This is a genomic window from Nocardia sp. NPDC049190 (assembly GCF_040648115.1).
Taxonomy (GTDB): Bacteria; Actinomycetota; Actinomycetes; order Mycobacteriales; family Mycobacteriaceae; genus Nocardia.
In genome coordinates this window covers 182,915-209,685 of the sequence record NZ_JBEZDE010000006.1, presented here as the reverse complement: position 1 = coordinate 209,685, position 26,771 = coordinate 182,915, and the positions used below count along the sequence as shown (strand labels likewise).

Here is a 26,771-nt window from a genome sequence, read left to right as displayed (position 1 = left end):
GCGTTGAGGCAAGCCCTCATCGATGACATCGTCGGCAGCCAGCGCTGACAAACCCGAGAACATCATATCCACAGCAACATTCGCCTCACCCATTCGAGGCATCGTGCCCTCACCCGGTCACGCTGTATCACCGGAATTGAGCCAGAGCCGGAGTTCCGACAGTCCCTCGGCACGGGTTCGCAGGGGCTAGTATTTCTTGCCGTCCGTGGTGCAAACAGCAGTAGGGGTGGTTGGGCCAGCGTTTGCAGTGGTGACGGTACTGGAGGAGTGGAGCAGCGGTGAGTTCGGGAACTGAGGTGCGGCTCCGCGAGATTCGACCACACGAGGGTGATCAAGCGCGCGCCTGGGAGGAACTCGCCTACCAGTTGCGGCCGCTGACGGATCCCGGCCATGTCGAGACCCGCAAGACGCGGGCGCCCGATGGCGGGGTGGAGTGGTATGAGTTGTACGACGACGGCCACCAAGAAGGTTTTCAAGCCAAGTTCAACGCGAACCTCGCGGATGCTCTTGGCGGGATGCGGGAATCGGTAAAAGCGGTCGCGACGAAACGCTCGCAGATGACTCGTCTCACCTTCGTCGTTCCCTACGATTTCACCGACGGTGCGTCGGCTAAGTCCAAGTCCGACCAGGATCGCTGGGACGACGCAGTCGCGAGCTGGAAGACGGACATCGTCGGAGCCGATCGCCTCACCTTCGCTGTGATACGTGCTGGTGATGTAGTCGATGTGCTGATGCACCCGGAGCATGTCGGTCGACGTGCATACTGGTTCGGAGCCCTTGAGCTCACCGAAGACTGGTTCTTTCAACGGTGGGAGGAAGCCCGCAATGTAGCTGGTGACCGCTACACGCCGGAGGCCGATGTGGCGTCGAGAATCCAACCAGTCCTCGACGCCGTGTGCGGCGCCAGCCCGTTCTTGGACAACCTCGATTCGCTTATTTCGAAGACCGGCATCGCATGCCTGCAGGATCACGGGATGTGGGATGACAGTTTCGCGGAAGTGCAGCAACACGTCGCTACCTTGCAAGCTGCGCGCGAGAAGTCCATCGGGTCAGCGGGGAGCGAGATATTGCACCTAGCGAGTCTCGACATCGACTTCGAGCAAATCCACGAGTCCACAAAGGCCCTGTCCACGCTGGCGGAACAGCGCTGGCCTGGTTCTAGGTCCGATCAGAGGCGAGGGCATGGCCGCGCTATGTCGGCAGTGGACGCGCTCCTCGGATTCTCGATGAGCCGGTTGCGCGACGTATATGAGGCTCGTGCTGTCGCGATCGAGGGCGTCGCGGGGCAGGGAAAGACCCATGCGTTGGTGCACGCGGCAAAGATCCTGTTGGACCGGGGCGTGCCAGCGATTGCGATCATGGGGCCCCGGGTCCGGGATACGAATTGGTGGGCCGCGTTCACCGACGTGCTTGGTGGGCTGCCCGTTACGTGTGATGAGTTCTTTCAGGCGCTGGACTCGCTTGCCGAGGCCAAGTCGTGTCGCGCGGTGATCCTGGTAGATGCCCTGAACGAGGCACAACGCCCACAGATGTGGCGAGAGGAACTGCCCGCGCTGCTGACGCAGGTACGCAAGTACCGGCATATCGCGCTGATCGTGTCCTATCGCACGGACTACCGAGAGATCATCGCGGCACCGCAGGACTTGGCGCGTGTGGTGCATCCCGGGCTCGCTGGTCGCGAAGCCGAAGCGTTGACGGCCTACTGCGCGTTGTACAGGATTCCGGTGCCGGCGCACGCGCAGCTCGATTCGGCGTTCAGCAACGGCCTGTTCCTGCGCATGTATTGCGCTGTCGCCGCCGACAGTGCTGACAAGGTGGCGAAGTTGCCCACGCGCACGTCTCTGTTCGCGCGTTTCGCCGAGATGCAGTCCCGGAAGGTGCGCGATCGCATGGGGCTGCCACCGACTTCCGCCGTAGTTTCCGACGCGCTCGATCTGATGGCCGTTCGGTTGCTAGCCAACGATGGGCGAGCGGTACCTCGTGCTGAGGTCGAGCCTGTGATCGACGAGTTGGTCCCCGGCCGACAGTGGCCCGAGACGTTGTTTCACCGGCTCGTCAGCGAAGGGTTGCTCGAAGTGCAGCCGAACTATGACAGGATCGAGTCAGTCGCATTCCCTTTCCAGGCCTACTCGGAGCAGCTACTCGCAGCACGAATGTTGAAAGTCCTCGATGGTCAGCGCCCTTCGTGGATCGTGCGAGTTCTGCAGCGTGAAAGCGTGCACCGGAAACGAGCGCTCGTCCGGCGCCTTCGTGACGCCTCATGGTTGTGGTCGGCGATGAGTGTGTTGCTTCCCGAACGCGGCGAGGTCGAGCTCATCGATCTGCTCCCGGAGCTCGCGGACGAATACTTGCTTGGTGAGGCAAACCGGGAAAGCTTGATCGATCGCACGCCCGCGTCGTTCGGGCCGCGGGCGCTCGAGCTCCTCGACGCCGGCATCCGCACCCGGGAGCCTGAGTGGATGGATGCGGTGCTGTCGCTGGCGCCCCGGGTGGATCACCCAGCCAACGCCGACTGGCTCCACAAGCGACTGGTGGCGATTCCCATGGCCGAGCGCGACGCGTCCTGGTCGATCGACACCTTCAACGTCGACGACTATTCCGCGGCTTTCGCGCGCCTTGCCGCGTGGGCAGAGAGCGGTGCTGCTGAGGCGAGCGCTGAACAGGTGCGGCTCGCTGGATTGGCCTTGATGTGGTTGCTGACCTCACCCAACCGGTTTTTGCGCGACCGGTCGAGTAAATGCCTGGCCGCGCTGCTGGCACGCAATCTGTCCGCAGCAGTGCCGCTTATTTCCGCAGCCCGGGAGGTGGACGACCTCTACGTACAGGAACGGATGTTGACCTCTATTTACGGCGCAGTGATAGTGGGCGGCGACAACGATCTCGATGCAGTGGGACAGATCGTGGGGTCGCTGGAAGGCTGGCTCGATAGTGGTCTTCCGGTCCATGACATCGCTCGTGACTCGGCGCGGGGAACCGTGGCGTGGGCCTGCAGTCGGGGCCGAGCGACAGCGGAGCTGGTAGAGCATTTCGCGCCACCTTACGGTACCGAGGCACCCGACGAGCCACCCACTGCCGAGGAACTCCAGCAGCGATACGGCCACATCGAAGGCGGCGACGGCATCGGTGGCTGGCGAGCTGAGACGATCCTGCTGTCCTGCCTGGACTGGATGGGTGACTTCAACAAGTACGTCGTCAAATCCGACGTGGGATTCTTCAGCGGCTACCCGCTGTCAGGGCCCGCGCCGGCTGCGAAGAAATACCGCGACCCCGAAGGCGTCGTTGAGGCCGATTGGGCTGGCCGGTGGATCGCCTACCGCGCTATCAGACTCGGCTGGACGGCTGAGCGGTTCGCGGAGTTCGAGCAGCTCCACGATCTACGTAAAGGCCGAGAGGCGCACAAAGCCGAGCGATTCGGGAAGAAGTATCAGTGGATCGCGCTGCACGAACTGCTCGCCCGCCTGGCGGACAATCGTCACCCCGCCTACGAGACGTGGAATTCAGATTCGATGACCTACCAAGGCCCCTGGTCGTGGTACGGCCGCGATTTCGACCCCACCCTACCGCCGAGCGTCCGCGAGGACGAGTCGAACATCTGCACGGTGGCGCGAAGCAAATTCGACGGCTGGGCGGCCCTGAACTCGCCCGCTCTGGACCCTTCCTGTCCGGGGCACGAGTGGGTGTCAGACCTCAGTGACCTTCCGGGCGCTACTGAGCTGTTCGCTCCGACGGATGCCGAGGGGCGCGCCTGGATCGCGCTACAGCGCTACTCCACCTGGGATCGTGACAATGCTCGGCGTCGAGGGATCACCAAGCGGGAACTGGACGTCTTCTTTCTCCAATTCTCCTGGCTCACTCCCCGCGACCACGGAATCCACGTCTATGACTATCTGGCAGAGCGCGGGCTGAGCGGGCGATGGATGCCCGACCCGAAGGGCCGCCCCTATACCCAATACCTCGGCGAGCAGGGCTGGGCGCCGATCGTGTCCACCGCGGTTCCGGAGGCCAGCGACCACGATATTCCAGACGAGCTGAGGAAGCGTGCCCTTGAGGTGCGGCCCGCGATCGAGCAGTACGTGTGGGAGGGCAGCACCCTCGACTGCTCACTCGATGAATCGGTGAGTTTCCATCTTCCGACAGCAGAACTGCTCGGCTCTGCGGTGTGGGAGGGCCATACTGCGGAATGGCGCGAAGGAGACACTGTCGTAGCCAAGGCAATTCAAATCGATGACGGGGAGAACGGGCAGGATGTCCTGCTCGTGGACCCGGATTGGCTCGACGAGCGTCTGCGTGAACTAGATTCCGAACTCATCATCGGCACATTGAGTGAAAAGATCGTGCAGCGGGGAGACGACCGCGACAGCGTTGTCTCCTCGGACATCTGGTATGTCGCACGGGTGTCTCCGGGGGAATCGCTGAGCTGCACCAAACCGCACCTGCGAGTACGCCAGCCCGCGAGGATGCCGTCCGAATTGCACACCGAACTACCTCACGACGGTGCGACGCCGACCGCAGACGCCGATGACTGCGAACGCGAGTAATCCCGGAGACATGGAGCACACACTGCCTTGATGGCGTCAGCTTCGAGAACCGTTGCAAAACAGTGGAGTTGTCGCCGGCGACCCGGTTTGCCCCGTCGGCGACCACTAGGTCGAACGCGGACAGGCGGCCGAGTGCGAAGGCTGCGGCGATCTGCGGAGATGACTGATAGGCAGGGAAGACCACACGCGGTGCCGACCGCCGACGCAGGAACGCCGATATCTCGATGGGTTCGGTCGTAACGGGCACACCCAGCTCACTCGTGTGGATGACCGCTTCGTCGGCATTCTGGGCGACGGTCTCGTCGGAGCAGACCGGCAGGGACTCGAACGACTTCTTGGCATGGACCCTTCAGATCTGCATCGTCTGCTTGAGCAGTGACAGCGACGGCAGCAGGACGAGGGTCCGCTCGGCATCGAGCTCCTCCTTGATGAACAAATACGTATGGGTCTTGCCGGTGCCGCACGCCATGATGAGCGGCCTCCCTGTCGGCAGCCTGAAAGCCTTTGACGACGTTGCCTATCGCTTCCCGTTGGTAGTCACGCGGCTTGGCCAGCCTGGACGGTGGCGAGGGCCGCGGGTTCGTCGACTCGGCCAGTTCACCTCTGATGTCAGCAGGTCACTCAAACCCACAAAGCTGACATGCCTTTCTTGGTCGTTGATCGTCGTTCGACGAGCTATGTGGTGCAGCTTGTCGCTAGTGGCGATCAGGAGTCGGAAGGAGAAGTCCGGAAGCGACATCGGCGAGGAACTTGTTCGCATCGTTCCTGGTGACTGTGCGATCTGGAGCATCTGCCTGGTTCTACAGGTCATCTGCGACACCACTTACAGATGGATCTGGACATCGCTTCTGATCCGAAGATGTTGGTACAGAGGAATTTCGGCGTCACCTGGTCGTGATGGTGGCAGGCTGCGCCGCAACGTTCTGTGTCCTCTGTCCGAGGCCCGGAACCTGTCTTGTAGGAGCCGCGTTGCCGCCGCGTCGTCAGTCCAAGGTGGAGCTGTATGCCGCCATCCGGCGGGATTCGCGGACGGGGCTGTCGGGCCGGGAGTTGCAGCGCAAGTATAACGTCGGGTATTAGACGGTGAGGGCGGCGTTGCGGTCGGCGTGGCCGGCCGAGCGTAAGAAGTACCCGTCGCGGGCGTCGAAGCTGGATGAGTTCAAGCCGGTCATCGATGAGTGGTTGGTGGCGGACCTGGACGCTCCGCACAAGCAGCGGCACACGGTGCGGCGGATCTTCGCCCGGTTGATCGACGAGCAGCGCATGACAGATGTCAGCTACGAGACCGTGCGCGAGTACGTGTCGAAGCGCAGCCGGAGATCCGTGTCGCTGCCGGCCGCGGCCCGGCCGAAGTGTTCATTCCGCAGACCCACCGGCCCGGTGAAGAAGCGGAGGTCGACTTCGGGGAAGTCGCCGTCGAGCTGCGCGGTGAGATGATCACGATGTTCTTGTTCTCGTTGCGGTTCTCGTTCTCCGGCAGAGCGATTCACCGGATGTCCACCTCGGATGGGCAGGAGGCGTTCTTCGAGGGGCACGTTCATGCGTTCCGGCGGCTGGGCGGGGTGCCGTTCGGGAAGGTGCGCTACGATAATCTGAACGCGGCGGTCGCGCGGGTGATCGGGTTGTCCCGTCTGCGGGTCGAGACCGATCGGTGGACGGCGTTCCGGTCTCACTGAGACCTGGATGTCTTCTACTGCCAGCCAGGACAAGCCGGGGCTCACGAGAAGGGCGGCGTGGAAGGCGATATCGGCTTCTTCCGCCGCAACCACCTTGTGCCGGTGCCTCGCGTGAACTCGGTCGATGAGCTGACGCGATGATCGATGAGTTCGACGACGCCGATGACGCGCGCCGTATCGGTGCCCGGGCCCGCACGATCGGGGAGCATTTCGAGGTCGAGAGGGCGCTGTTGAAGCGTTTGCCGGACGAGGAATTCGAGACCGGTCTGTGATTCACCCCGCGAGTCGATAGGTATTCACTGGTCACGGTTCGCACCAATCGTTACAGCGTGCCGATCCGGTTGATCGGCTGCCAACTGCGGGTGCTGCTGCACACGTCGGTGCTGATTGTCTACGACCGCCGGACCGAAGTCGCCCGGCACGAACGGATCGCGGGCAAGGCACAGACCGCATGGACCTGGATCACTACCTGGAAGGGCTGATCGCAAGCCCGGCGCACTGGCTGGGGCGACCGCGTTGGAACAAGCTCGCGCAGCTGGCCGATTCACAATCGCGCATGACGCGTGGTGGGCCGCGGCCCGCAAGGCCCACGGCGACCGCGACGGCACCCGCGCCCTCATCGAGGTGCTACTTCCGCATCGGCACATGCCCACGACCGGGTCATCGCCGGACTCGGGACCGCGTTGGAGGTCGGCGCGCTGACCGCCGATGCCGTGGCATTGGAATTGGCTGCGCTCATTTCGCTTGAGCGCCTTTCGCCACCACACTTGTGCCCACTTTGGGGCGTCGTCCCGGTGACATGTCGGTGACACAAGCCCCCCAAAACACCCGCCGGACGGTCGAATACCGAATCGCCAAGTTACGCGACCGGGCATACAGTCAATCCCAGGGAAACCGGTCCGGGGCTGCCTCCCGGAGCAGAACGCCGGCGGGACAGTCGGGAACCCGGTCCCGTCCTATCGTTGCCGACTTCTACAACCGTGCTCCCTTTTCGAGGTTGCACTGGCGGCAGAGAATCTGCAGGTTGTTCACGCTGGTGGCCCCGCCACGGCTGAGTGGGATCACATGATCGAACTCCAGATAGTGGATGGCTCCGCATTGGCAGCATTTGCCGCCGTCGCGTTGATAGACCTCGGCCCTGACGTGCGGCGGGATCGAGCGGCTGTCGCGTTGCCCGGGTGCGAGGACCAAGCGTTTGGCAACGCGCAGCGCACCCTCGAGAACCGCGGCGACCCATTCGGGGTCGTGTACTTGGTAGGTACCGCCCCCGCGGGCGGTCGTCGCGGACACGATGACGTTGCCGTACTCGCTGGTGACCGACACGATCTTGGCCCACGGGAGTTCGCTGCCCGCGCCGGAACCGACGAACCGAACCTTCTTGTTGCTCGCGATGATTCGCCCAGGCGTGCGCTTAGGACCGTTGGCTAGATACTTGACGTGCAAGGCGTCGACTTCGAGGTAGATGAACTCGCCGGCTTCCAGGTGTACGCGCGGCGACTGCACCCGAGGCAGTTCCCCGGCCCGCACCTGCGTAAGGGATCGGCCGCGCAGCATCCGCCGACGGAGCTCGTCGATATGGCGCTGTGCGGTGCCTAGGTTGGTCACGGCGCTCAGCGTGGCCACCGCACGTTCGAACTCGTCGAGTTCGCGTTCCTCGATCTGGCTGTCGGCGAACGCGAAAGTCACTACACGCTCGAGGTATGCAATTGCCAACGGGGTCAACGCTTCCCTGCCGGTACCCGCATGCACCTGGTGGAACATCAGCGAAACCCACAGCGTGTCCCACTCCGGCCCGTGAGGTCCAGTTGTGGTGAGTACCTGCGATGCTTGGGCGCGCCAGCCCTGCATAATCTGCCAAACATCGTTCTCGCACCAGCGGCACGGCCGAGTCCCGCGAAACCGAGACTGCTGGACAGGACGCCCGCATCGTTCGCATACCCCTTGTCCAGCGGGAAATATCTGGCGACGGTCCTCGCTCCAGCCGTTCTGCCACCATCGGTACCAGCCAGGGCGGTCCGGGTCGGCGTACCAGCCGGGTTTCATATTCGGCTGAGCGGGAGGCGCGCTCGAGGAGGCTGCACCTGACGGACGGTCGTGCTGCGCGGGCGCGACAGACGCCGCCAGCCCCGGGACGTGCGCGGAAGCCGGCGGCGGTTCGGGCTCGTTGTCGACCTGCACACCGAACTCCTCAGCGAGTCCACGAAGACCGCTGCTCCATCCCTGCATCACGCAGCGGAACTTCCACCCGCCGTTTCGCCGGTAGAACTCGCCCAGGACGATCGCGGTCACGGCTTCGGTCTGGTTGACGTCGAACGAGAGAGACACATTTCCGCTGCCTTGCTCTCGTACAGATACGGTGAGTCCAGAGATATCGCGGAACGATCCTTCTTCAACCGATCCGGTGATCACGATCCGAGAGATCTCCGGCTCGACGTCGGCGAGTGCGACAGTCACATCCGCGCGAACCGCCGCCCCCTCAGCGAGCGACACCGCTCCGGAAGGATGGCGGGGTGCGTTGTAGAACACGAAGTCTTTGTCGTCGCGAATTTTGCCCGTCTCGGTGACCAGGAGTGCCTGTGGATCCACCGCACATTCCGCGGACCACGTGAGGGTGACGGCCATTTCCGATGTGGGTACGAAGGCATTGGCCCCCGGTGTCAGCTTCATGTATTCGCGCCTGTCACGCCCGTGACTGATCTTGGCTCGACCACGCTACTCTCCTCCAACCCTGAACTGCCTCACCATATCGACCTGCCCACGGGACCGTTACAGGGTTTGCCCATGACGTCAGAGGACGATTACGTGCGTCGCGGCTTTCTCCCAGGTTCGGCCGTCCAGCTTCGACAGCAGTGCCCACGCTGTTGCTACATCATCAAGTCGTCAGAACCACGTCGGTCATGGCAGACCGCTGCTCGGAAAGGCTCACTTCAGCGCTGTGACAAGGAATTTGATCTTCCGTCAGGGCGCGGACAGCTAGAATTTCGCAGCGCTCCCGACTCGGTCGACGAAGGGCAACAGTATGCCGCTAGAGGTCAACAAACACGTCCAACGCATACGCCGTTACCAGCCGTTCGATGTCGACACCTCTGAGATGATCTACGAGTTGCAGGCAGAGTGGACGCAGTCACTGTTCCCCGTCGTGACGCTCAGCTACCTGCTGGAGGCCATTGAGCGACCGACCACGAAAACCATCGTCCTGACCGGGGACGCCGGGCATGGCAAGACGAGCCTGTGCGCCAGCCTTCTGACCGCGCTGCGGATCGATGCCGAGTCGGACACACCAGATGTCCGGAAGGCAGTTTTTCGCGAGCTGTCCGACGCCGGCAACGCCAGCCGTCCTATCGGCCGGACCCGTAGCGGACGCCCGCTGTACATCATCAGGGATCTCAGCGAGTTCAGCGTGCCGGCGGGCGCTCACAAGCTCGTGGAGCTGCTTGATCCTCCGGACGAGGGCGTCGCGATCATCTGCGCAAACGAGGGCCAGCTACGCAAGTGCGTCGCCGAAGACGACAACCTTGACAAAGGCGGCACCGGGCGCGCCAAGATTCTGGTGACAACTCTCGCGGACGGCATCGTCCGCGGGCAGGTGAGCGACCCCGATGGCACGGTCACTGTCATCAACCTCAACTACCAGTCCGTAGCGGCCGACAGCCCCAACGGCGGCCTCATCCCTTGGGTCCTGAAGCAGTGGACGACGACGCAATGGTCGCGGTGGAAGCCCTGCGAGGCCTGTGATGCACAGAAGGTCTGCCCAATCCTGGCCAACCGCAACGAATTAAGCGATCCCACCTGCGGGCCTCAGCGGCGGGCCGCGATCCGGGACGTGTTCGCCGCGGCCGAGCGCACCGGGGCTGTAGTCACGACCCGTCAGGCGCTGTCGGTGACCAGCTACATGCTCACGGGTGGCCTGTCCTGCGAGAACGTCCATGAGAAATACCGGCGGTCGCACTCGAACAGGTTGTGGCAGGCTCCCCACTTGTACCACCAGGCTCTCTTCGGTGACCGGCTGACCCAGCAACAGCGTCACCTGGTTCCCGCCTTCTTCGCGCTACGAAAGCTGGACCCGGGCAAGGTCTCCCGTCGCCAGGTCGACGACCGACTGGACCCGGACACGGCTGGCGACTTCCCTCCCACGGACGCCAGCAGCTACCTGCAGAAGGTCCGTACGAGTCGGGACGTTCAGAAGCAGGCCGAACAGTTGCGGGGCTTGTACACGTTCCTGCGCCGAGCTGACTTCTTCAACTGCGACGACAACAAGGACCGGTTCGCCCGCATGGGCCTGCAGGCCGGAGACGACTTCGTCAGTGTCCAGGACAAGAACCGGGACCTGGCAGACACCAGGGTGCGAGACCGCTTCCTCAAGGGCCTGGAAGCCGTCCAGGGCATCCACCGGGCGGGGAGCAACCCTGACTTCTTCGTACTTGACCCGGCCTTCTTCACCCACCGCGCCCGCGCGGCCGTGATCTCTCGGCGCGTGCCCAGCAAGGGTGTCGAGGTCGTCGACCAGGTCACCCAGTGGCAGGAGGAAGGCCGGACGGGCGTCACCCCCGAGATGCAGAACGCCGTCGAGTGGCTCAACCGGGCCATCTACATCCGAATCCCGGCCGTCGCCCCTGACCGTGGCGCAGTCTCGGTGGAGGCGGACCTTCTGCGCTTCGAGTTGCTGACTCGGTGGGCCGCGGGCCTGCGTAGCGAGGTCCAGCACGAGGCGGAGATCCGCGGCCTGAGTGGATCCTTGGCGGAACTGGCTGATTCGTCGAACAAGGATGACGAGATCCAGGTGCTGGTGGGCAACGTCATGAGAAAGCTCATGATCGACGTCGGCGACAAGATCAGGTCGGTGCGTGCGTGATGGCTGATCGTTCCAAGGCCGAGGTCGTCCTTCGCCTCTTCGGGGTGAATCTCGAACAGCAAGGCCGCGGTTTCTACGTAACGCTCGAGATGCTCGCGATCGCCCGCGGCGTCTACCTGGCGCATCAGGAAGACCCGGAGAAGTTCGCAGGACTCCTGGATGACGGAGCCGACACGGCTTACAAGAGGATCTCGCACGACCTGGCCCGGCGGATCGCGACCGAGACCCGCATCGTCGAGGGCGACGAGGAACTCGGCAAGGCCGTCGAGCTTGACTCTCCCGAGACGTCGGAAACGCTCCACGCCCTGTTCTCGTCCCTGTTGGTCGAGATCCCTGGCCGTCGTAGCCAACCCAGTTGGTTCGGCGCGCACATCTATCCGTTCGTCGGTGAACTCATCCACTACGACGCAGTCGAACGACGAATCAAGCAAAGCGATGCTTCCCTCAAGAAGAGCGCCAAGAAGCGCACGCAGGCCAGCAAGGTCACTGCTGGTATCAATGCTCCGAGTATCGAGCGCTACCTCTTTCGCGATGGTGGGGGCTGGGCCTACAAAGTCCTGCGCAGCGACCCTGATCCTGACCGCAAGGAAGCGACCCGACAGGGCCTGACCGACCTAGTACAGGACAGCGGCACCCCGCTGGGCAACCTTGCCAAGGCACTCAGCGCGCACGACTTCGACTACGACGAAGCGCCCGTGGAGGGCTCAGACGCAGGAATCGAGCTGCACGGGGATATCAGCCCGTGGCCTGATCTACTGAGGGCAGGGACCCGCAACGTCGTCACTCGGATTGCGACGGTCCCCAGGGCCAAGCGCACCGAGAGCCTCATGCACTGGGTTCCCTACTGCTTGGCACGCCACCAGCTGCACCTGGCACGCACGAAGCTCGGCGCTACCGAGCGCGAGTCGATCCTGTTGGACTTCGGCAACGAGGCAACCCCGCTGCGCAGAGAGTCGCAGAAGAACCTCACCAGCTGCCGCAATGACATCGTCAACGCGATCAACGTCCAGGCTCGGGAAATGATCGGCGAAATCGAAGCCGAAGGCGACGAGGTCAAGAAGCGCCGCTACGAGAGATTCACCAAGGAGGTCGGCAACGCGGTCGTCTCGCCCCGAGCGTTCTTCAGCGAGACCCTCGCTGCTGTGGGAGCCCTGAACGCGACGGTAGGGCGTCGACACTTCACCATGAAGCCCCCGATGCTCGAGGGCCTGGTATCTGCCACCGTCCCGCAGGGCACGGAGATGGAGTTCGACCAGTTCTGCGCACTGCTGTACGAGAAGTACGGGCTCGTGGTGGAAAACAAGGTCGCGGCTGCGAGCCCGTTGGCCTACGAGGTCGACCCATCGGTTCTTGACCACAACGGCAAGGCGTTCCGGCAAAAGCTGGCCGCTATCGGTCTGCTCACTCAATATTCAGATGCAACCAGCATGGTCCGAGGGGAGCCCCAGTGACCGTCAGCAGTGTCCGAGCCCTCGGTCGGTTCGTCGCCGACGAAGCACTCCGCAAGGTCACTGAGATCAGCGGAGCCCGTGCCGTCCTGCGAGTCAGCGGGTTCGATCAGCTGACTGTAGCCGAGGCTCTCCGTCGGACGGCCCAGAGTCTGTTGGAGTCGCCGGACCTTCACGTTGTCGTCAAGGTCGGCACCTCAGAGCCGATCGAAGGCGTACCTATTGAATACCTGCTGGATCCGCAGGACCAGCTGACCAAGTGGCGAAATTCGGGACAGGGTACGGCGGTGCTGCTCTTCGAGTGGGGGGAGTCGCCAGACGCACAGGGGCTGGCGGCCATGAACGCCCTTGACGATGCCTCAATCCTTGGCGACTACCACGATGCCGCCGGCGAGCGCGGGTTCGACAGATTCATGGCAGAAGTATGGAAGGAGGCAGGTGGCATCGGCACCGTTCCAGCCTTGATGGCCAAACTTCTGCCGGAGATCTGGTGTGCCATCACCGATGAGGAGCCCCGGTCCTTGCACCGCTGGGCAGCATTCCTGGTCGAGACCGCGCAAAAGGTGGCAGCAACTCAGGTCCATACCCCTGACGTGGTCTACCGCGAGATCTCTGCAGCCCTGCCCGCTCTTGACCTCTTCCCGGACCGAGGACTCTTCATCAAACCCGCCGCGCTGCCCGCCCGGATCAAGAAGAACGTCTCGGTCAGTGCCTTCAAACAGCCCACCGGCAAGGAGATCACCGAAGACGATCTGATAGACCGCATCGCCACGACCGAGTTCAGCGAGGAGTCCCTGGACCACATCGGTACGGACTCCGAGACTGCCAAAACGCGCATGCGCAGCCTCGTACTCGACCTCAATCGCAGTGGTGCTAACCCGCAGGATCCTCGTCAGCTGCGCTGCGAGCAGGACCTGACTCTCTGGCTTGAAGTATTCGAGCAGAAGTCCACAAAGATCGGCCTGGGCCAGCAGGTCCGGCAGGAGATCGAAAGGACCGCCACAGACCGGGTCGACGAGTTCGACGCCATGCTGATCGAAGACGCGCTCGACCGTGGAGATCAGGAATCCGCGCAGCGCTTCCTTGACGAGGCTCCCGCCGATGGGGCCGAAGCGCTGGCAGACCTGCTGTCCAAAGGGTCGCGGCGCAAAGTCGAGAAGCTTGCCTTTCCGGACTCACAGTTCGTCCGGGACCCACTGCGGGCCCTGCTGCGCGAGCTGACCTACTTCGCCGACGAAGAGGAAGGCTCCGTCGTCGTCGGACTTGAAGGCAACCAGGAAGCCGGGCGGTGGAGCCGATGGCTGTTCGCTTTCCTGTACGCACGTACCCTGCGTGATGTCCAGGACTCCACCGGACTTCGGCTGACCCTGGAGGTCAAGAACTGCCTACTGGACCTGACAAAGCCGCCCCTGCCGGAGGAGGACGAGCCGTTTGACCCGAACGCCGAGTGGGCCTCGCTGCGCATCCTGGTCGAGATGGACGGCGCCGCCCAGCGACGCTTTCGCTGGGACCCCCTGGGCATCCCCGGACAGATCGCACTGGCGGCCCTCATCCACGGTTGGCGAAACCCACCTGGCCATGCCAGCAATTTGACCTTCGACACCTTCCTCGCAAAGTTCAATGACCCTCGGCTGTGGCAGATAGTCGAACCTGTGCCGCCTGTCCCCGCATCACATTTCGCCGGCCAGCTGGAGCGCCTCAAGCTGGAGCACTTCGAGCGATTCTCCGACGGGCTTGACGCCGGCAACATCAAAGATTATGTACGCGAGTGGGAAAGCATTCTCCGCGAAGTTCGCACCACCCTGGTTCCCGACAACGCTCCGAACGCAGACCTCGAGTCCGTCGTGCTGACCGATGTCGTCAGACTGGCCGATCACCGCATGATGATGCTGGCCACCCACCCGCTGAAGCTGCGCTGGCTGGCAAAGAACTACGAGGAGGCCGCCGGCAGCATCGAGACCGCCCTGAACAAGGAGGGAGGTCTTAGCCTCAATCAGGAGAACGAGGACCTCTTCTTCGACGCCATCGACCGTATCTCCCCCCATGGGACTCCGGCGGTCCTCGTCGGGCCCGGCGGAACGATCGCCATTCCGATGCGGGAATCGGCCGGGCACGAGGAGTACGTGCCGGTCCGCTACGGCGGCAACGAGTCCAAGGACTGGCTCTCCAGCGTGGACGAGACCGCGATCGATGAGATGGTCCGCGTCATCACCGAATACCTGACGACCTACCCCCACAAGCTCGACGGCCTACGCGTACTGCTTCTGGACCGCAACGGCGACCCTGTCCTGCCCATGCGCGTGGCAAAGCAGATGCGGGCCAAGAACCCTCGCCTGAAGGTTGATCTGGTCGTGCTGGCTCCCCAATCCACCCATTACGAGATCATCCAGGGTTTCGACCTGCAGTTCTCCGGCGCGGAGATGTCCGAGGACAGCTTCCTGCCCGACGTCCAACTCATACTGCAGGCATGGGAGCCCGACCAGGAAGCAGACCTGTCAGGGCTGGAAGACACCATCGACCTCGCTCTGGCTCCTGCACTGTTCGGCACCCAGACCAGTATCAAGGAGAGCACCAAGAAGGAATCCCTGTCCGGCTCCTTCAACTCCTGGAAACACCCGGCCTCACACAACCTGGCTCAGACCAGCGAGAACGTCGTAAGAGCACTGTTGCCCGAGACCGCTGACGAGACTCTCGAGTCCTGGTCGACCTTGTGCGTGCGCTACGACCGCCGTTCCCCGGTTTCCCGGGAGAGCGTCGACGGCATCGACTACTTCGAGATGCAGGTGCAGTTCGATCAGCACCAGGACTTGTTCACCACCCTGCACTGCGTGGCCCACTGGGTCGTCACCCTCGACAGCTTCATCGGCCGTGAGCAGATCGATGCGCTGCGTAACCGCCCTGACGTCATCCTCGTCAAGCCCAATGTCGGCAAGAATGAGTCCTACACGCTCATTGTCAGCTCGCAAACCGGTCAGCAGTTCGTCGTCCAGCGACTGCGGCGTCGGCTGGAGCAGATCGGGGTCGTCACCCCGCAGGACGCCGAAGGCACTGCCAAGCGGATCTACGAGGTCGGCCGCAATGTGGCCCCTGGCGCCGTGCTGCGCTCCCTCGGCATCGGCACCACCGTCAACGAAGTCGTGGGCTTGGTCGCCACCCGGTTTGTCATCGACCAGCAGTTCCCCGTCCCTCAGCAGGGCATGAGCCTGGTCACCTGGATCAGCTTCGACGAGCACCACCGCTGGTTCGGCCGAGGACACAAAACCCGTGCCGATCTGGGCCGGTTCGTGCTGACCGTCCAGGACGACGGCACGGTCCAACTGGATGTCCTGGTCGCCGAGTCCAAGTTCCGCCAGACCTTCGACGTCGGCTCGGCCGAGGAACAACTCAATCGCACCACCGATCTGTGCGCGGATGCCTTCCGCTCGGACGGCGAGGCTCGCCATGACCGTCCCTTCTGGCTGGACGAGCTTGCCGCCGCGATCACTCAGACCAGTGGAAATGCCTTACAGGCCGCAGACCTTCCAGCCCGCACCATGATCGGCAACGACGACCACCGTCAGGTCGAGGCAAAGGTCCTTGACGCCCTGCGCTCCGAGGAGGTCCAGCTCGGTCAAGTCACCGGCGTTGCCGTGGCCATCTCAGCCGAGGACGATCAGTCAGCGCCTGCGGTCGGAAGCCTCGGCAAGCACACCCTGGTGAGGCTGAACAAGCACGAGCTGCTGAACCTCATCGGCGCTCTGCGCGCCAACCATGACCCCAGCACTGCCGACCCCCTTGTTGTCTCTGGGGGCCTCAGTGGGACCGTGAAGGTTCCTGACACTGTCGTCAAGACCTCCTCAGCAGGCATTTCCGCCGAACTGCCCACTGCGGAAGTAACGACGGCACCTGTCGAGGTTTTCGGAGCGACCGCTGCGACAAACGCGCCGAGAGCGGTAGCTGCCCGTCACCCTGCCGCAGAGGTAGATCTTGTCCTTCTGAAGGCTCACCACGGTGGGCTCCCCGAGGAGGAGCTGAGGCTTCGATACAACAAGGTCATCGACGTCTTCGCCCACCACAAGGTCGCGGTCACCGCACCGGAGGTCGACAAGTGGCAGGAAGGACCCGGCTTCTACATCTTCCGGTTTATCCCCAATCCCGGGGTCACCGTAGACAAGCTGATCAACCGACGCGACGAGATCTTCCTGGCCCTGGCACTGCCCTCGGGGTTCAGCATTCGCACCCGCAGCGACCGCGGCTCCGTGCTTTTCGAGATCCCCAAGATCGACGACGAGAAGTACGGGGTCGACGCCAAAGCGCTGTGGCAGCGGTGCCCGGCAGATCCCGAGAGCCTCATCGCCCCGCTGGGCGCCGACATCGAGGGCAACACAGTCACCATTGACCTGTCCTCCGCAGACTCACCGCACTTGCTGGTGGCCGGCACTACCGGATCAGGAAAGTCCGTCGCCCTGGACACGATCCTCAAGGGTTTGGTCCGGTACGACAAGAACACCCTGCGACTCCGCCTCGTCGATCCCAAGGGCACCGAGCTTGTCGACTTCGAGGACGACCCTCACCTTGATGGCATGATCGGCATGGACGCCGCCGACGCCATCGAGATTCTCGAGGAAACCGTCGAAGAGATGGCTGTGCGCTACCAGGACATGAAGGCGATCCGCACACGCAAGCTCGTCGAGTACAACGCCAAGGTCGACAAAGCAGACCGAAAGCCCTGGATCGTCATCGTCCTGGACGAGTACGCCGACCTCACAAGCGATCCCGACGAGAAGAAGCACATCGAAGCGCTACTCAAACGCCTGACGCAGAAGGCCCGCGCAGCGGGCATCCACGTCATCGCAGCCACCCAGCGCCCGAGCGCGGACGTTATCTCGACGACTATCCGCTCCAACTTCCCAGCCCAACTCGCCCTGCGGGTCAAGACCGCGACCGACAGCCGCATCATTCTAGACGAGACCGGAGCCGAAGCTCTTGCCGGACAAGGCGACGCCTTCCTGCACACCGCCAAGGGCACCATACGACTGCAGGTTGCCTACGACGGGAGCTGACCAGGCCCGAAGACCGCGGCTGTGTCGGCGCTCTTCCAAAACCCGGCCATTGGCGTTCTTTGAAAAGTAGGCCACCCAACCAGTATTGGACGGGTGATCAAGTTGCAGGACTGGGCGGAGATTCGGTATCTCCACAAGAGCGAGGGCCTGTCGATCAGGGCGATCGCGAGGCGGACGGGTTTCTCGCGGGACATGGTGGCACGGGCGGTGCGGGCGGAGTCGCCGCCGAAGTATTCGCGGGTGTCGGGCCGTCGGCGTTCGAGGCGCACGTGCGGGAGCTGTGGGCGAGTTTCTCCCGCGTCTCACCATGAGGTGCTGGTCAATCAATGCTGCTGGCGTCGACCGTCGTGATGACGACTGGATCGGACAATCTTTCAGACTGGCTGACTGTGAACGTGCGAGCAGCGCAAGAGCTTTCGTGTAGGCGCAAGGGCGTGTGATTAGCAGGTCAGGAGGACGGCGGTGACTACTCGATGGATGCACGGACGTAAGTAAGTGTGGTGCCGGCCGAGCAAGAACGCGAGGGCATGGCCGACTTCCGGCGCCTGACGAGCGCCGCCGCCGGCCATCAGCTGGTGCCGTGGGAGATCAACGGAGTATGGGCCGAGCCCGATCGGTTCTGGACGCGGCGTCCGCTCGGCGAGGTCGTCTTCGGTGGAACCGGTGGGGTCTTCGGCGCGTCCTATAGTTCGTAGGCAATCCGTCAACGGGACCGAGAGGAGTGATGGCGTGTCCTGGAAGCTGCGGATCGACCGAGGACCACGCAGGGCGTGGCGCGAGTCCACTTATCGCGTTCAAGATCAGTGGACTGATATGCCCATCACAGGATTTTCGGATGAGGGTGCCGTATCGCCGTGAGCAATGCGACCCCATTTGTGCCAGCGGTGGCGGACCGTTGTGCGGTTTTGCGATCGGAGATCGCTGCGTTCTATGCAGGTTTCGGGCAACCCGAAGCGTTGATGGCGGCCTTCTCGGATGCTGTGGTTGTTGTGGCGTTAACTGATGATGATCGGTTGCTCGTCAGTGAGTTCGGCGGTGTGGATTGGGTGTGTGCGTTCACCAGCGTTGAGGAGTTTGCGCACTACCAAGTCGCGCGGGGAGTGGCCCTGGACGGTGAGTACCGCTACCACGCACTGCTGGGTAGACGGATCATGGACGAGATCACGGCGAGGTGTGCGCGACCGACGGGGATAGCCATCGACATCGCAGGTGTAGCGCCGATAGCGTTCCCGCCGAACCTACCTGACAGGGAAGAGGTGGGTAGTGAGCGACAACCTGGACGTTGATCCGCAGGTGCTGGTGAAGGCAGCCAACGGCATTAGCGGGATCATCGGCGAGCTATCCGATCTGGGGGTGAAGGAAACCGGCGCGTCCGGCCGCGGGTTCTCGTTGTTTGCGCTGTCGCCGCTGGAGGCCGGTCGGCAGAACGTGCAGCAGGCGATGGAGCGGTTCGCGGAACGTTGGTCGTGGGGTGTTCGGCATCTGGTGCAGGCAGGCAATGAGATCGCCAAGGTGCTGGGTTTGGCCGCCGGCAGGTATCACATTATGGATCAGCTGGCGTCGGACACGATGAAGCAGACGTGGACGAATTTGGTGGGCAATCCACATCTGTCGGGAGACGAGATCACGTCGCGGTCGTGGGCAGACACTTTGGCCGACAACGGGATCAATCAGATCTGCAACGCCGACTACTCGAGCGACTCGCTCGATCAGGCTATGGCCGCGATGGGAACGAATATGCAGGTCGTTCGAGCGGTCGGGCCGCAGGCTCTGGCGAATCTCGGCAACTACGGCACCGGTCAACAGGCCGGTTGGAATACCGGTGCTGCGCAGCAGGCTGCTGCCATCACGCAACCAGGGGGATGATCGTAGGTGGGGATGGGGTTCGACAACTTCATTAACAGCGTCGGCAACGCGGTCGAGGGTGTCGTCGAATCCGGTGTCGAGGCGGCAGGACAAGCCGCCGACGCCGGTTTGGACGCGCTCGCCGCCGGTGCGCTCACTGTCGGCGCTGATGGTGTGGCTGAGTCACTCGATGATCTGGGTGACCGGATAGCTGCGGCGACAGGTGGCCACGTCGATGAGCGTGAACTGGGTGAAACCCACGATCCGAAAGAACTGATACGCGGGGAGCCCGCCGCTATCCACGACGCCGCCGAAGCGTTGCGTACGATGGGCACCAACATAGATTCCACCGGTGATGCGTTGCGCACGATCGACACCGCGAACTGGACCGGTTCTGCCGCGGATGGCTTCAACGCGGTCTTCGACAGGCAGCCGAAGTTGTGGTGGGACGGCGCCGACGCGATGGGTAAGGCCGCGACCGCGTTGGAGAGCTGGTACAGCGAAGTCGTTGCCGCGCAGGGCAAAGCCGCCGATGCGATCGCGACGTGGGACGACGCCGACACCGAGGAACGCAGGAAGAAGGACGAGTGGAATGCACTGTCGGACAGAGCAAAATCCGGCCGAACACTGACTGACACTTGGACCCCGATCCGCAATGCTGCCCGCGATATTTTGCGCGGTGCACGTTCGCAACGCGATAACGCGGCGGCCGCTGCAGCTGACAGCCTTCTCGAGGCTGCCTCGGTTGCGCCCACGGAGCCGCCGTTCACCGAACGCTGGTCGGACAATCTGAGCGATCTCGCCGACATTTATCAACATGGCAAGGAGAGCTTCGGCTCCGGCTTGTTGACAAGCTTCACCTCTATGGTGCAATTCGTACGGGCGGTTAATCCGGCTGATACCTACAATTTGACGCATCCTGCCGAATACCTGTCGAGCATGTCGAGTTTGGGTACAGGTCTGGTCGTAGCCGCGGCCGATCCGGGCGCGGTCGTGTCGTCGGTTGTGGCGGACGCACGCAGGAGTCCGTTCGAGTTTGCCGGCAGCATCACCGGTGATGCGTTGCTGACCGTCGCGACCGGCGGCGCGGGCGGCGCGAAAACAGCTGCGACCGCGATCAACAAAGTCGAAGACGCCGTGCGGATCACAGACCGCGCCACCGAACTCGGCACCCATACACCCCGACTAACGACCCCGTCCCGCGAGATCCCCACCCCGGGCCACGACTCACCGGCACCCAACACCCACACCACACCCCACCCCCAACCTGACGCGCCAGGACCCCACACCGCGAGTGATCGCCCCACCGACATGTCGGCCCAACCTCGACAGCCGGAAGCGCCATCGCAGCAGCCACATCCGGACACAGAGACCGGACCGGACACCAACGCTGCGCCGCAGCGCGCCGACCGAAACGCGGATCCCGCCGCGCACCCTGACGACACCGGCTCCTCCGTTCCACGTCGAGCTGAGGATTCCGCGCCTACGCCGCACCCGGACTCTGATCCCGCACCACAGCATGCCAACCCCGACACCCCGGCACCCACCACCTCGGATCGGCCCCCAACGGCGCACCCGGATCCAGAGACGGGTCTCCATCCTGACTCCGACACCAGCCCTCCAGCACCGCACAATGAATCACCGACACCCGCCGATCAGGTAGGCGACACCGACACCCATCCCGGCGGCCACGACCAACCACCTACCCACAACGAACCCCACGACAGCACCCCTGGGGATCCGACACCGCAGCAGCGGGCTGCAGCCGATCATGACGCTTATGAAAGCGCGCAGGACTCCAGCCATGATTCCGATCGGACACCTGAACAGAAGACCTGTACCGACGACCCAGTCGACATCGCCACCGGCGAGTTCCTGCTGCCCGAAACCGATGTCGACTTACCCGGCGTGCTACCGATGGTGTTGCGACGAACGCACCGTTCAAACTACCGATTCGGTCGTTGGTTCGGCCCGTCGTGGTCATCGACCCTGGACATGCGGATCGTCGCCGAACACGAGGGTGTCACCTTTGTGGGTGAGGACGGGATTATGCTCGCCTACCCGCATGCCGAACCCGGCGTCGCGGTAGAGCCGGTCATTGGCGGACAACGCTGGACGCTGACACGCACCGACACCGGCGGCTATCGTGTCCACGATCAGCGGCGAGAACTGATATGGCACTTCGCACGTGAGCCGGTCCTCGCGGGCTTGGAGTCGCGGCTCGGCAACTACGCCATCTCAGCGATCACCGATCGCCACCGGAACCGTATTCGCTTCCACTACAACACCGACGCCGAACCGGTCGCGGTGTCGCATTCGGGCGGCTACCAGATCGAGATCGAGACCACTGCCGGGCGAATCACTGCACTATCAGTCCACGCCATCACTGCCGACGGTGTGGCGACGCGTGTCAGGCGGTTCGTCTATGAGGCGGGGAGCCTGGTCGCCGTGACCAACGGTGTCGGCGCGACGATGCGATACATCTACGACGGCGCCCACCGCCTGACATCGTGGACCGATTCCAACGGCAACGAGATGGTCAACACTTACGACCAGTCTGGGCGCGTGATCTTCCAGCGTGGCACCGGAGCGGTGTTGAACACCGATTTCGCCTACCTCGATTTCGCCGATGGCACCGGTCGGCTCACCACCGTCACCAACTCCCTCGGTGCGGTCACCAGCCACGGCTTCGACCGCGACCTGCAATTACGAGACCTGATCGACCCGGCAGGTGGCCGCACCCGAATCGCGTACAACGCCGACCGCAAACCCCTGCAAGTCACCGCCGCCGACGGCGGGAAGACCAGCTACCGGTACACCGTTGATGGCGACATCGCGCAGTCGATACGTCCGGACGGGCGATCCCTCACGGTCGAATATCTGTGGCGCAACCGTCCGACCATCATCACCCGCCCGGACGGCACGGTGTGGCGGCAGGAATGGGACCGTAACGCCAATCTCGCTGCCACCATCGATCCGGCCGGCAATCGCACCGAATACTGCTACCACCCCAACGGTGCGCTCGCCACGGTCACACAGCCCAGTGGCGCCCGAACCATCATCGAAGTCGACACTGCTGGACTTCCCATACGAGTGACCGATCCGCACGGCACGGTCACCCGTATCGACCGCGACGACTTCGGACGCCCCACGCGAGTGACCGACTCTCTCGAGGGAACTACCCACTACCGATGGTCACCGGAAGGCAAGCTACTCCAACGCACCGATCCCGACGGCCACACTGACGCCTGGACCTACGATGGCGAAGGTAACGTCCTCGCCCACACCAATCGTGCCGGCGACATCACGCGGTTCGCCTACGGAGCGTTCGACCTGCTGGCGACAAGGACTGAGTCTGACGGGTCCACTACCCACTACACCTGGGACACCGAACGACGACTCACCACCGTCACCAACCCACTCGGCCAATCATGGATTTACACCTACGACCGTGTAGGACGGCTGGTCGCCGAAACCGACTACAGCGGCGCCACCACCCGATACACCCATGACAAAGCAGGGCGCGTCACCACCATCATCGCCCCAACGGGCGTCACCCGGCACCAGACCCACGACGTACTCGGTCGCCTCACCGAAATCGCCTCCGACTCCGGCGACTGGGTCCGCTACACCCATGACCCCGCAGGCAGAATCCTCACCGCAGTCACCGGCTCGAACGAACACACCATCCACACACTGGAGTTCGGTTACACCCCGACCGGTGCACTCGCCACTCAACGGGTCGACGACCAGTCGGTCACACGTCACGAATACGACCAACTCGGTCACCGAGTCCGCCGCATCAGCCCGACCGGCGCGACAACAAGCTGGACGCACGATCTCATCGGCCGCGTGCGCACCCTCACAACGGGCAACCACACCCTCAGCTTCTCTTACGACCAGCTCGGCCGTCTCACCAGCTGGCACACAGGCGAAATTGCGGTCTCGCTCGACTTCACTCCCGGCGGTCGTCTCGCCCACCAAGCGGTGACAGGATTCCCGAGCACCTCCCTGGACTTGGGTCCTGTCGGAGCAACACGACCAAATCCTCGGCTGTTGCGCCTCGACGAATACACCTACCGCCCAGACGGATACCTCACCAACCACACCCTCCACCACACCGCAGAAGCACCGCAACACTACGGCTATGGCCTCGACCCCATGGGGCGAGTTACCTCGATCACCCGCGACGACACGATCGCCGAGCAATACACCTACGATCCGCTCAGCAACATCACCAGCGCACCGCGATCCCACCCTGAAGGCGTCGCCGATCCCGCACCGTCTGTAGTCGCGGCATCACCAGCCACCCCGTCATATCCTGCCGACCAATCGGTGGGACGAGAGTATCGCGGCAACCTCCTCATTCGTGATGGCCGCACCCGCTACCACTACGACGAGGCCGGTCGGCTGATCCGCAAGACCACCACCCGGCTCTCTCGCAAACCCGATGTCTGGCACTACCGATACAACAGCTTCGACCAGCTCGTCGATGTCGGGACTCCTGATCATCAATGGTGGCACTACACCTACGACGCTCTCGGGCGCCGCACCACCAAACAACGCCTCGACACCGACGGGACCGTCCTCGATCGCACCGACTACACCTGGGAAAACACCCGACTCATCGAACAAACGACCAGTGAATCCACCACCCGCTGGGAACACCAACCCAACTCACACACCCCGATCACCCAAACCACCGACCAAGCCACGGTCGACCGCGAGTTCTACACCATCATCACCGACCTCGTCGGCACCCCCACCGAACTTATCGACCCCGATACCACCGACACCGTCGCCACCGCGACCACCGATCTATGGGGTCACACCCACTGGAGTGGACCAGCAAACACGCCACTGCGGTACCCCGGACAGATTCACGACCCCGAAACCGGCTTGCACTACAACCTCCATCGCACCTACGACCCCGCTACCGGTCGCTTCCTCACCCAAGACCCCCTCGGGCTCGCCGCCTCACCCAACCCCAGCACCTACCCCCACAACCCCACCACCTGGTCCGACCCTCTGGGCCTCATCCCCAACGAATGCACAAACACCCCGACCAGCAACCCTCAAAACCCAGCACCCGCCGGCACCGAACCCGGGGGAGCGCCTCCGCAAAGCCTCTACCACTACACCAATCAGGACGGCCACGACGCGATCGTGGAAAGCCAACAGCTGCGCCCATCGCTGCGCGAACACAACCCGAAAGACGCCCGATACGGTGATGGCCAATACCTCACCGACATCCAGCCAGGGACCCGCACACCTGCCCAACTGTCCGCAGCCTTCCTGCGCGTACCGTGGGCCGGGCAGAAGTTCTCGCACTTCCTGGAAATCGACGTCTCCGGACTCACTGTCGTCCAAGGAAGACCTGGCGTCTTCGTAGTCCCCAACACCGAACCCCTCGACCTCGCGGGGCGGGTTATCCGATCGGGAAGGAACTGAGCATGCGGTACGTGAAAGTCACCTGGCACCACGACTTCGATGACGAGCCCGTCTACTACTTCCACGAAGTCGGCGACGACAACTACGAAACACGCCGAGTCCAAACCTATCGCGACGGCCACTCCGAATGGGCCGACGAAACCCACGAAACAGCCAGCGCCGGCGTCGCCGAGATACCGATCGCACCTCCCGAAGAGATAGCAGGCCAGCCCGAGTTCGAGGCCGTACACATCTCACAGGAAGAGTTCGAACAGCAGTGGGTACGGGCACGAGAGCCACGACCATGAGCCGATAGCGGCGTAGCGCTGATTCAGCGCTCGAACGTGGATCATGACCTGCTCGGCAGTTCTTCCCGGGTTCTACTCGCGTTTGCGAACTCCTCGCGGCGTGCCCAGAAGTGACCGATATGGCCAGCCCGTCACCGAATTCGCTCAGTAACTGACCGAGTACCACGGCGTTCTGCAGCACTTCCACGATTCAGCCGGGGGAAACACTTGTCCCGAGTTGGCCCTGCATGACCGAGCGTGACGTGTTGAAGAGCGTAGACATTTTACCTCAAATGTGTCCTATAGGCTGCTCCGATTGTCCGGAAAGAAGGTCGATGGAGTATGCCAAGGATGCAAGGCCGGCAGACGCCGGATAGTTGCCGCGCTCAAGATACACCATCGACCACTCCAGAAAGTGAATGGAAATCAGCTCACCCAGCCAAAACGCGCTGGTCAAAAAGTGTGCTCCCCGCGCCCGCGGGGATGAGCCCTTCCCGCACGCTACTACCTGTCGCGGTGGATGGTGCTCCCCGCGCCCGCGGGGATGAGCCCCCCGATACGCACGCGCACACACCGTGAAAAATGTGCTCCCCGCGCCCGCGGGGATGAGCCCTGTGCAAGGTCTTCGGCATCGACGTGCCGGAGGTGCTCCCCGCGCCTGCGGGGATGAGCCCGACTTCGGCTACGGATTGACGCTCGGGGAAGGGTGCTCCCCGCGCCCGCGGGGATGAGCCCACCTCATACCAGTTCTTCGAGAAGGTGTTCCAGTGCTCCCCGCGCCCGCGGGGATGAGCCCTCCGGGTGGTCACCCAAGTCCGGCCCGTCGGCGTGCTCCCCGCGCCCGCGGGGATGAGCCCCGCAAGACCGGGTGCGAGTGCGCGCGGCCCAGGTGCTCCCCGCGCCCGCGGGGATGAGCCCCGCGGCGGATGGCAGCCGCCGAGCGGATCGACGTGCTCCCCGCGCCTGCGGGGATAAGCCCAGCGGCTGCAATCGGTCGCGTACCTGTTGCAGGTGCTTCCCGCGCCTGCAAGGGTGCGCCTGGTTTGTACCCGTGGCTGCTTCTTCTTGCGCGGGGAGATGCCGAACCCGCCAAAGGGTCACTGCTGGTGACTGCGTGCGCCTCGGTGCATACAGCGGTCTGCATTGGACTGGCGCTGGCATCTGCGGCAGACTGGTCGGTGCAAGGTGCAGTAGCGCCTCTGAAGTGAACCCGGCAGCCATCCGGACGGTTGGTGAGCCGGGTTTCGCGTGTCTGGTGGCCTGTCAGCAGAAGGTGTGACTGCGGACGTTCTTCGTGTTGTTTCGAGATGTCAAATGCGACACGAGACTCTATTCGCCCCTGAGCTGGTGGGGTTTGGTGGGGACAGCAGGGGATGTTTACAGACGTATCCCCTGCTATCCCTTGCCCCGCAAGCGCGGGGAGGGGGTGAGCCGATTCTCCAGCTATCGGATCGGGCTGGGCTCATCCCCGCAGTTGCGGGGAAATGTTCTCGTAAACGACGCTACGAGACGGGTATTGGCATCATGCAACTCGATCGTTGTCAGGCTCATCGATCGAGCCGTGTGGGGCGATGATATGAACTCGGGACACGATCGGCTGGATCCGACGTCGCCAGTCACCGCCACGTTGCCAGCACCAGGCGACGGCATCGG

15 protein-coding genes, 1 pseudogene and 1 CRISPR repeat array are annotated in these 26,771 nt (G+C 63.3%); of the genes and pseudogenes, 14 read left to right on the top strand and 2 right to left on the bottom strand.

The window, feature by feature from the left end:
* Positions 1-278: 278 nt before the first annotated feature.
* The gene (locus AB0B25_RS08230) at positions 279-4,538 is read left to right on the top strand and encodes a hypothetical protein (protein ID WP_357176345.1); all 4,260 of its coding nucleotides are present in this window, start codon (positions 279-281) and stop codon (positions 4,536-4,538) included.
* 349 nt (positions 4,539-4,887) lie between these two features.
* Here AB0B25_RS08230 and AB0B25_RS08225 read toward each other — a convergent pair whose 3' ends face one another.
* Positions 4,888-5,007, bottom strand: a complete 120-nt coding sequence (locus tag AB0B25_RS08225) for a DEAD/DEAH box helicase family protein (protein ID WP_357176343.1) — start codon at positions 5,005-5,007, stop codon at positions 4,888-4,890.
* 614 nt (positions 5,008-5,621) lie between these two features.
* Here AB0B25_RS08225 and AB0B25_RS08220 point away from each other — a divergent pair.
* The 4 genes from AB0B25_RS08220 (at position 5,622) to AB0B25_RS08205 (ending at position 6,696) form a co-directional block, all read left to right on the top strand.
* On the top strand, positions 5,622-5,975 hold the full coding sequence (locus tag AB0B25_RS08220) for a hypothetical protein (protein ID WP_357176341.1): 354 nt from the start codon (positions 5,622-5,624) through the stop codon (positions 5,973-5,975).
* Entirely contained in the window at positions 5,972-6,214 is a 243-nt protein-coding gene (locus tag AB0B25_RS08215) for a hypothetical protein (protein WP_357176339.1), read from the top strand. The genes AB0B25_RS08220 and AB0B25_RS08215 overlap by 4 nt, the downstream gene beginning before the upstream one ends.
* Positions 6,215-6,351: 137 nt before the next feature.
* On the top strand, positions 6,352-6,486 hold the full coding sequence (locus tag AB0B25_RS08210; protein ID WP_357176337.1) for a hypothetical protein: 135 nt from the start codon (positions 6,352-6,354) through the stop codon (positions 6,484-6,486).
* 57 nt (positions 6,487-6,543) lie between these two features.
* Positions 6,544-6,696, top strand: coding sequence for a hypothetical protein (locus AB0B25_RS08205; RefSeq protein WP_357176336.1), 153 nt, complete (start codon positions 6,544-6,546; stop codon positions 6,694-6,696).
* Between the two features lie 490 nt (positions 6,697-7,186).
* On the opposite strand, the gene AB0B25_RS08200 is transcribed toward AB0B25_RS08205, so the two are convergent.
* Entirely contained in the window at positions 7,187-8,881 is a 1,695-nt protein-coding gene (locus AB0B25_RS08200; RefSeq protein WP_357176334.1) for a TerD family protein, read from the bottom strand.
* A gap of 424 nt (positions 8,882-9,305) precedes the next feature.
* On the opposite strand from AB0B25_RS08200, the gene AB0B25_RS08195 reads away from it, so the two are divergent.
* The 9 genes and pseudogenes from AB0B25_RS08195 (at position 9,306) to AB0B25_RS08155 (ending at position 25,139) form a co-directional block, all read left to right on the top strand.
* The gene (locus tag AB0B25_RS08195) at positions 9,306-11,066 is read left to right on the top strand and encodes a hypothetical protein (protein ID WP_357176332.1); all 1,761 of its coding nucleotides are present in this window, start codon (positions 9,306-9,308) and stop codon (positions 11,064-11,066) included.
* Positions 11,066-12,517, top strand: coding sequence for a hypothetical protein (locus AB0B25_RS08190; protein WP_357176330.1), 1,452 nt, complete (start codon positions 11,066-11,068; stop codon positions 12,515-12,517). The genes AB0B25_RS08195 and AB0B25_RS08190 overlap by 1 nt, the downstream gene beginning before the upstream one ends.
* Positions 12,518-12,669: 152 nt before the next feature.
* Positions 12,670-17,556 (top strand): FtsK/SpoIIIE domain-containing protein, encoded by a 4,887-nt coding sequence (locus AB0B25_RS08185; protein WP_357176329.1) that lies wholly within the window; start codon positions 12,670-12,672, stop codon positions 17,554-17,556.
* A gap of 93 nt (positions 17,557-17,649) precedes the next feature.
* Positions 17,650-17,790 (top strand): annotated as a pseudogene (locus tag AB0B25_RS08180) (IS21 family transposase); the annotation flags it as partial.
* Positions 17,791-18,056: 266 nt separating this feature from the next.
* Positions 18,057-18,251 carry a hypothetical protein gene (locus AB0B25_RS08175; RefSeq protein WP_357176327.1) on the top strand — a complete coding sequence of 65 codons (195 nt, stop codon included), beginning with the start codon at positions 18,057-18,059 and terminating at the stop codon, positions 18,249-18,251.
* Between the two features lie 159 nt (positions 18,252-18,410).
* The gene (locus AB0B25_RS08170) at positions 18,411-18,842 is read left to right on the top strand and encodes a hypothetical protein (RefSeq protein WP_357176326.1); all 432 of its coding nucleotides are present in this window, start codon (positions 18,411-18,413) and stop codon (positions 18,840-18,842) included.
* Positions 18,820-19,422 (top strand): hypothetical protein, encoded by a 603-nt coding sequence (locus tag AB0B25_RS08165; protein WP_357176324.1) that lies wholly within the window; start codon positions 18,820-18,822, stop codon positions 19,420-19,422. Before AB0B25_RS08170 ends, AB0B25_RS08165 begins: the two co-directional genes overlap by 23 nt.
* 12 nt (positions 19,423-19,434) lie before the next feature.
* Positions 19,435-24,852, top strand: a complete 5,418-nt coding sequence (locus AB0B25_RS08160; protein WP_357176322.1) for a putative T7SS-secreted protein — start codon at positions 19,435-19,437, stop codon at positions 24,850-24,852.
* A gap of 2 nt (positions 24,853-24,854) precedes the next feature.
* Positions 24,855-25,139, top strand: a complete 285-nt coding sequence (locus AB0B25_RS08155; protein WP_357176321.1) for a hypothetical protein — start codon at positions 24,855-24,857, stop codon at positions 25,137-25,139.
* A gap of 441 nt (positions 25,140-25,580) precedes the next feature.
* Positions 25,581-26,158: direct repeats of the CRISPR family, unit length 29 nt; unit sequence GTGCTCCCCGCGCCCGCGGGGATGAGCCC.
* Between the last annotated feature and the right edge of the window lie 613 nt (positions 26,159-26,771).

Bases quoted from the DNA above. Each gene is read 5' to 3' on its own strand.
- AB0B25_RS08225 (WP_357176343.1), bottom strand. From the start codon at position 5,007: ATGGCGTGCGGCACCGGCAAGACCCATACGTATTTGTTCATCAAGGAG.
- AB0B25_RS08215 (WP_357176339.1), top strand. From the start codon at position 5,972: ATGATCACGATGTTCTTGTTCTCGTTGCGGTTCTCGTTCTCCGGCAGA.
- AB0B25_RS08210 (WP_357176337.1), top strand. From the start codon at position 6,352: ATGATCGATGAGTTCGACGACGCCGATGACGCGCGCCGTATCGGTGCC.
- AB0B25_RS08200 (WP_357176334.1), bottom strand. From the start codon at position 8,881: ATGAAGCTGACACCGGGGGCCAATGCCTTCGTACCCACATCGGAAATG.
- AB0B25_RS08195 (WP_357176332.1), top strand. From the start codon at position 9,306: ATGATCTACGAGTTGCAGGCAGAGTGGACGCAGTCACTGTTCCCCGTC.
- AB0B25_RS08190 (WP_357176330.1), top strand. From the start codon at position 11,066: ATGGCTGATCGTTCCAAGGCCGAGGTCGTCCTTCGCCTCTTCGGGGTG.
- AB0B25_RS08160 (WP_357176322.1), top strand. From the start codon at position 19,435: ATGGGGTTCGACAACTTCATTAACAGCGTCGGCAACGCGGTCGAGGGT.
- AB0B25_RS08155 (WP_357176321.1), top strand. From the start codon at position 24,855: ATGCGGTACGTGAAAGTCACCTGGCACCACGACTTCGATGACGAGCCC.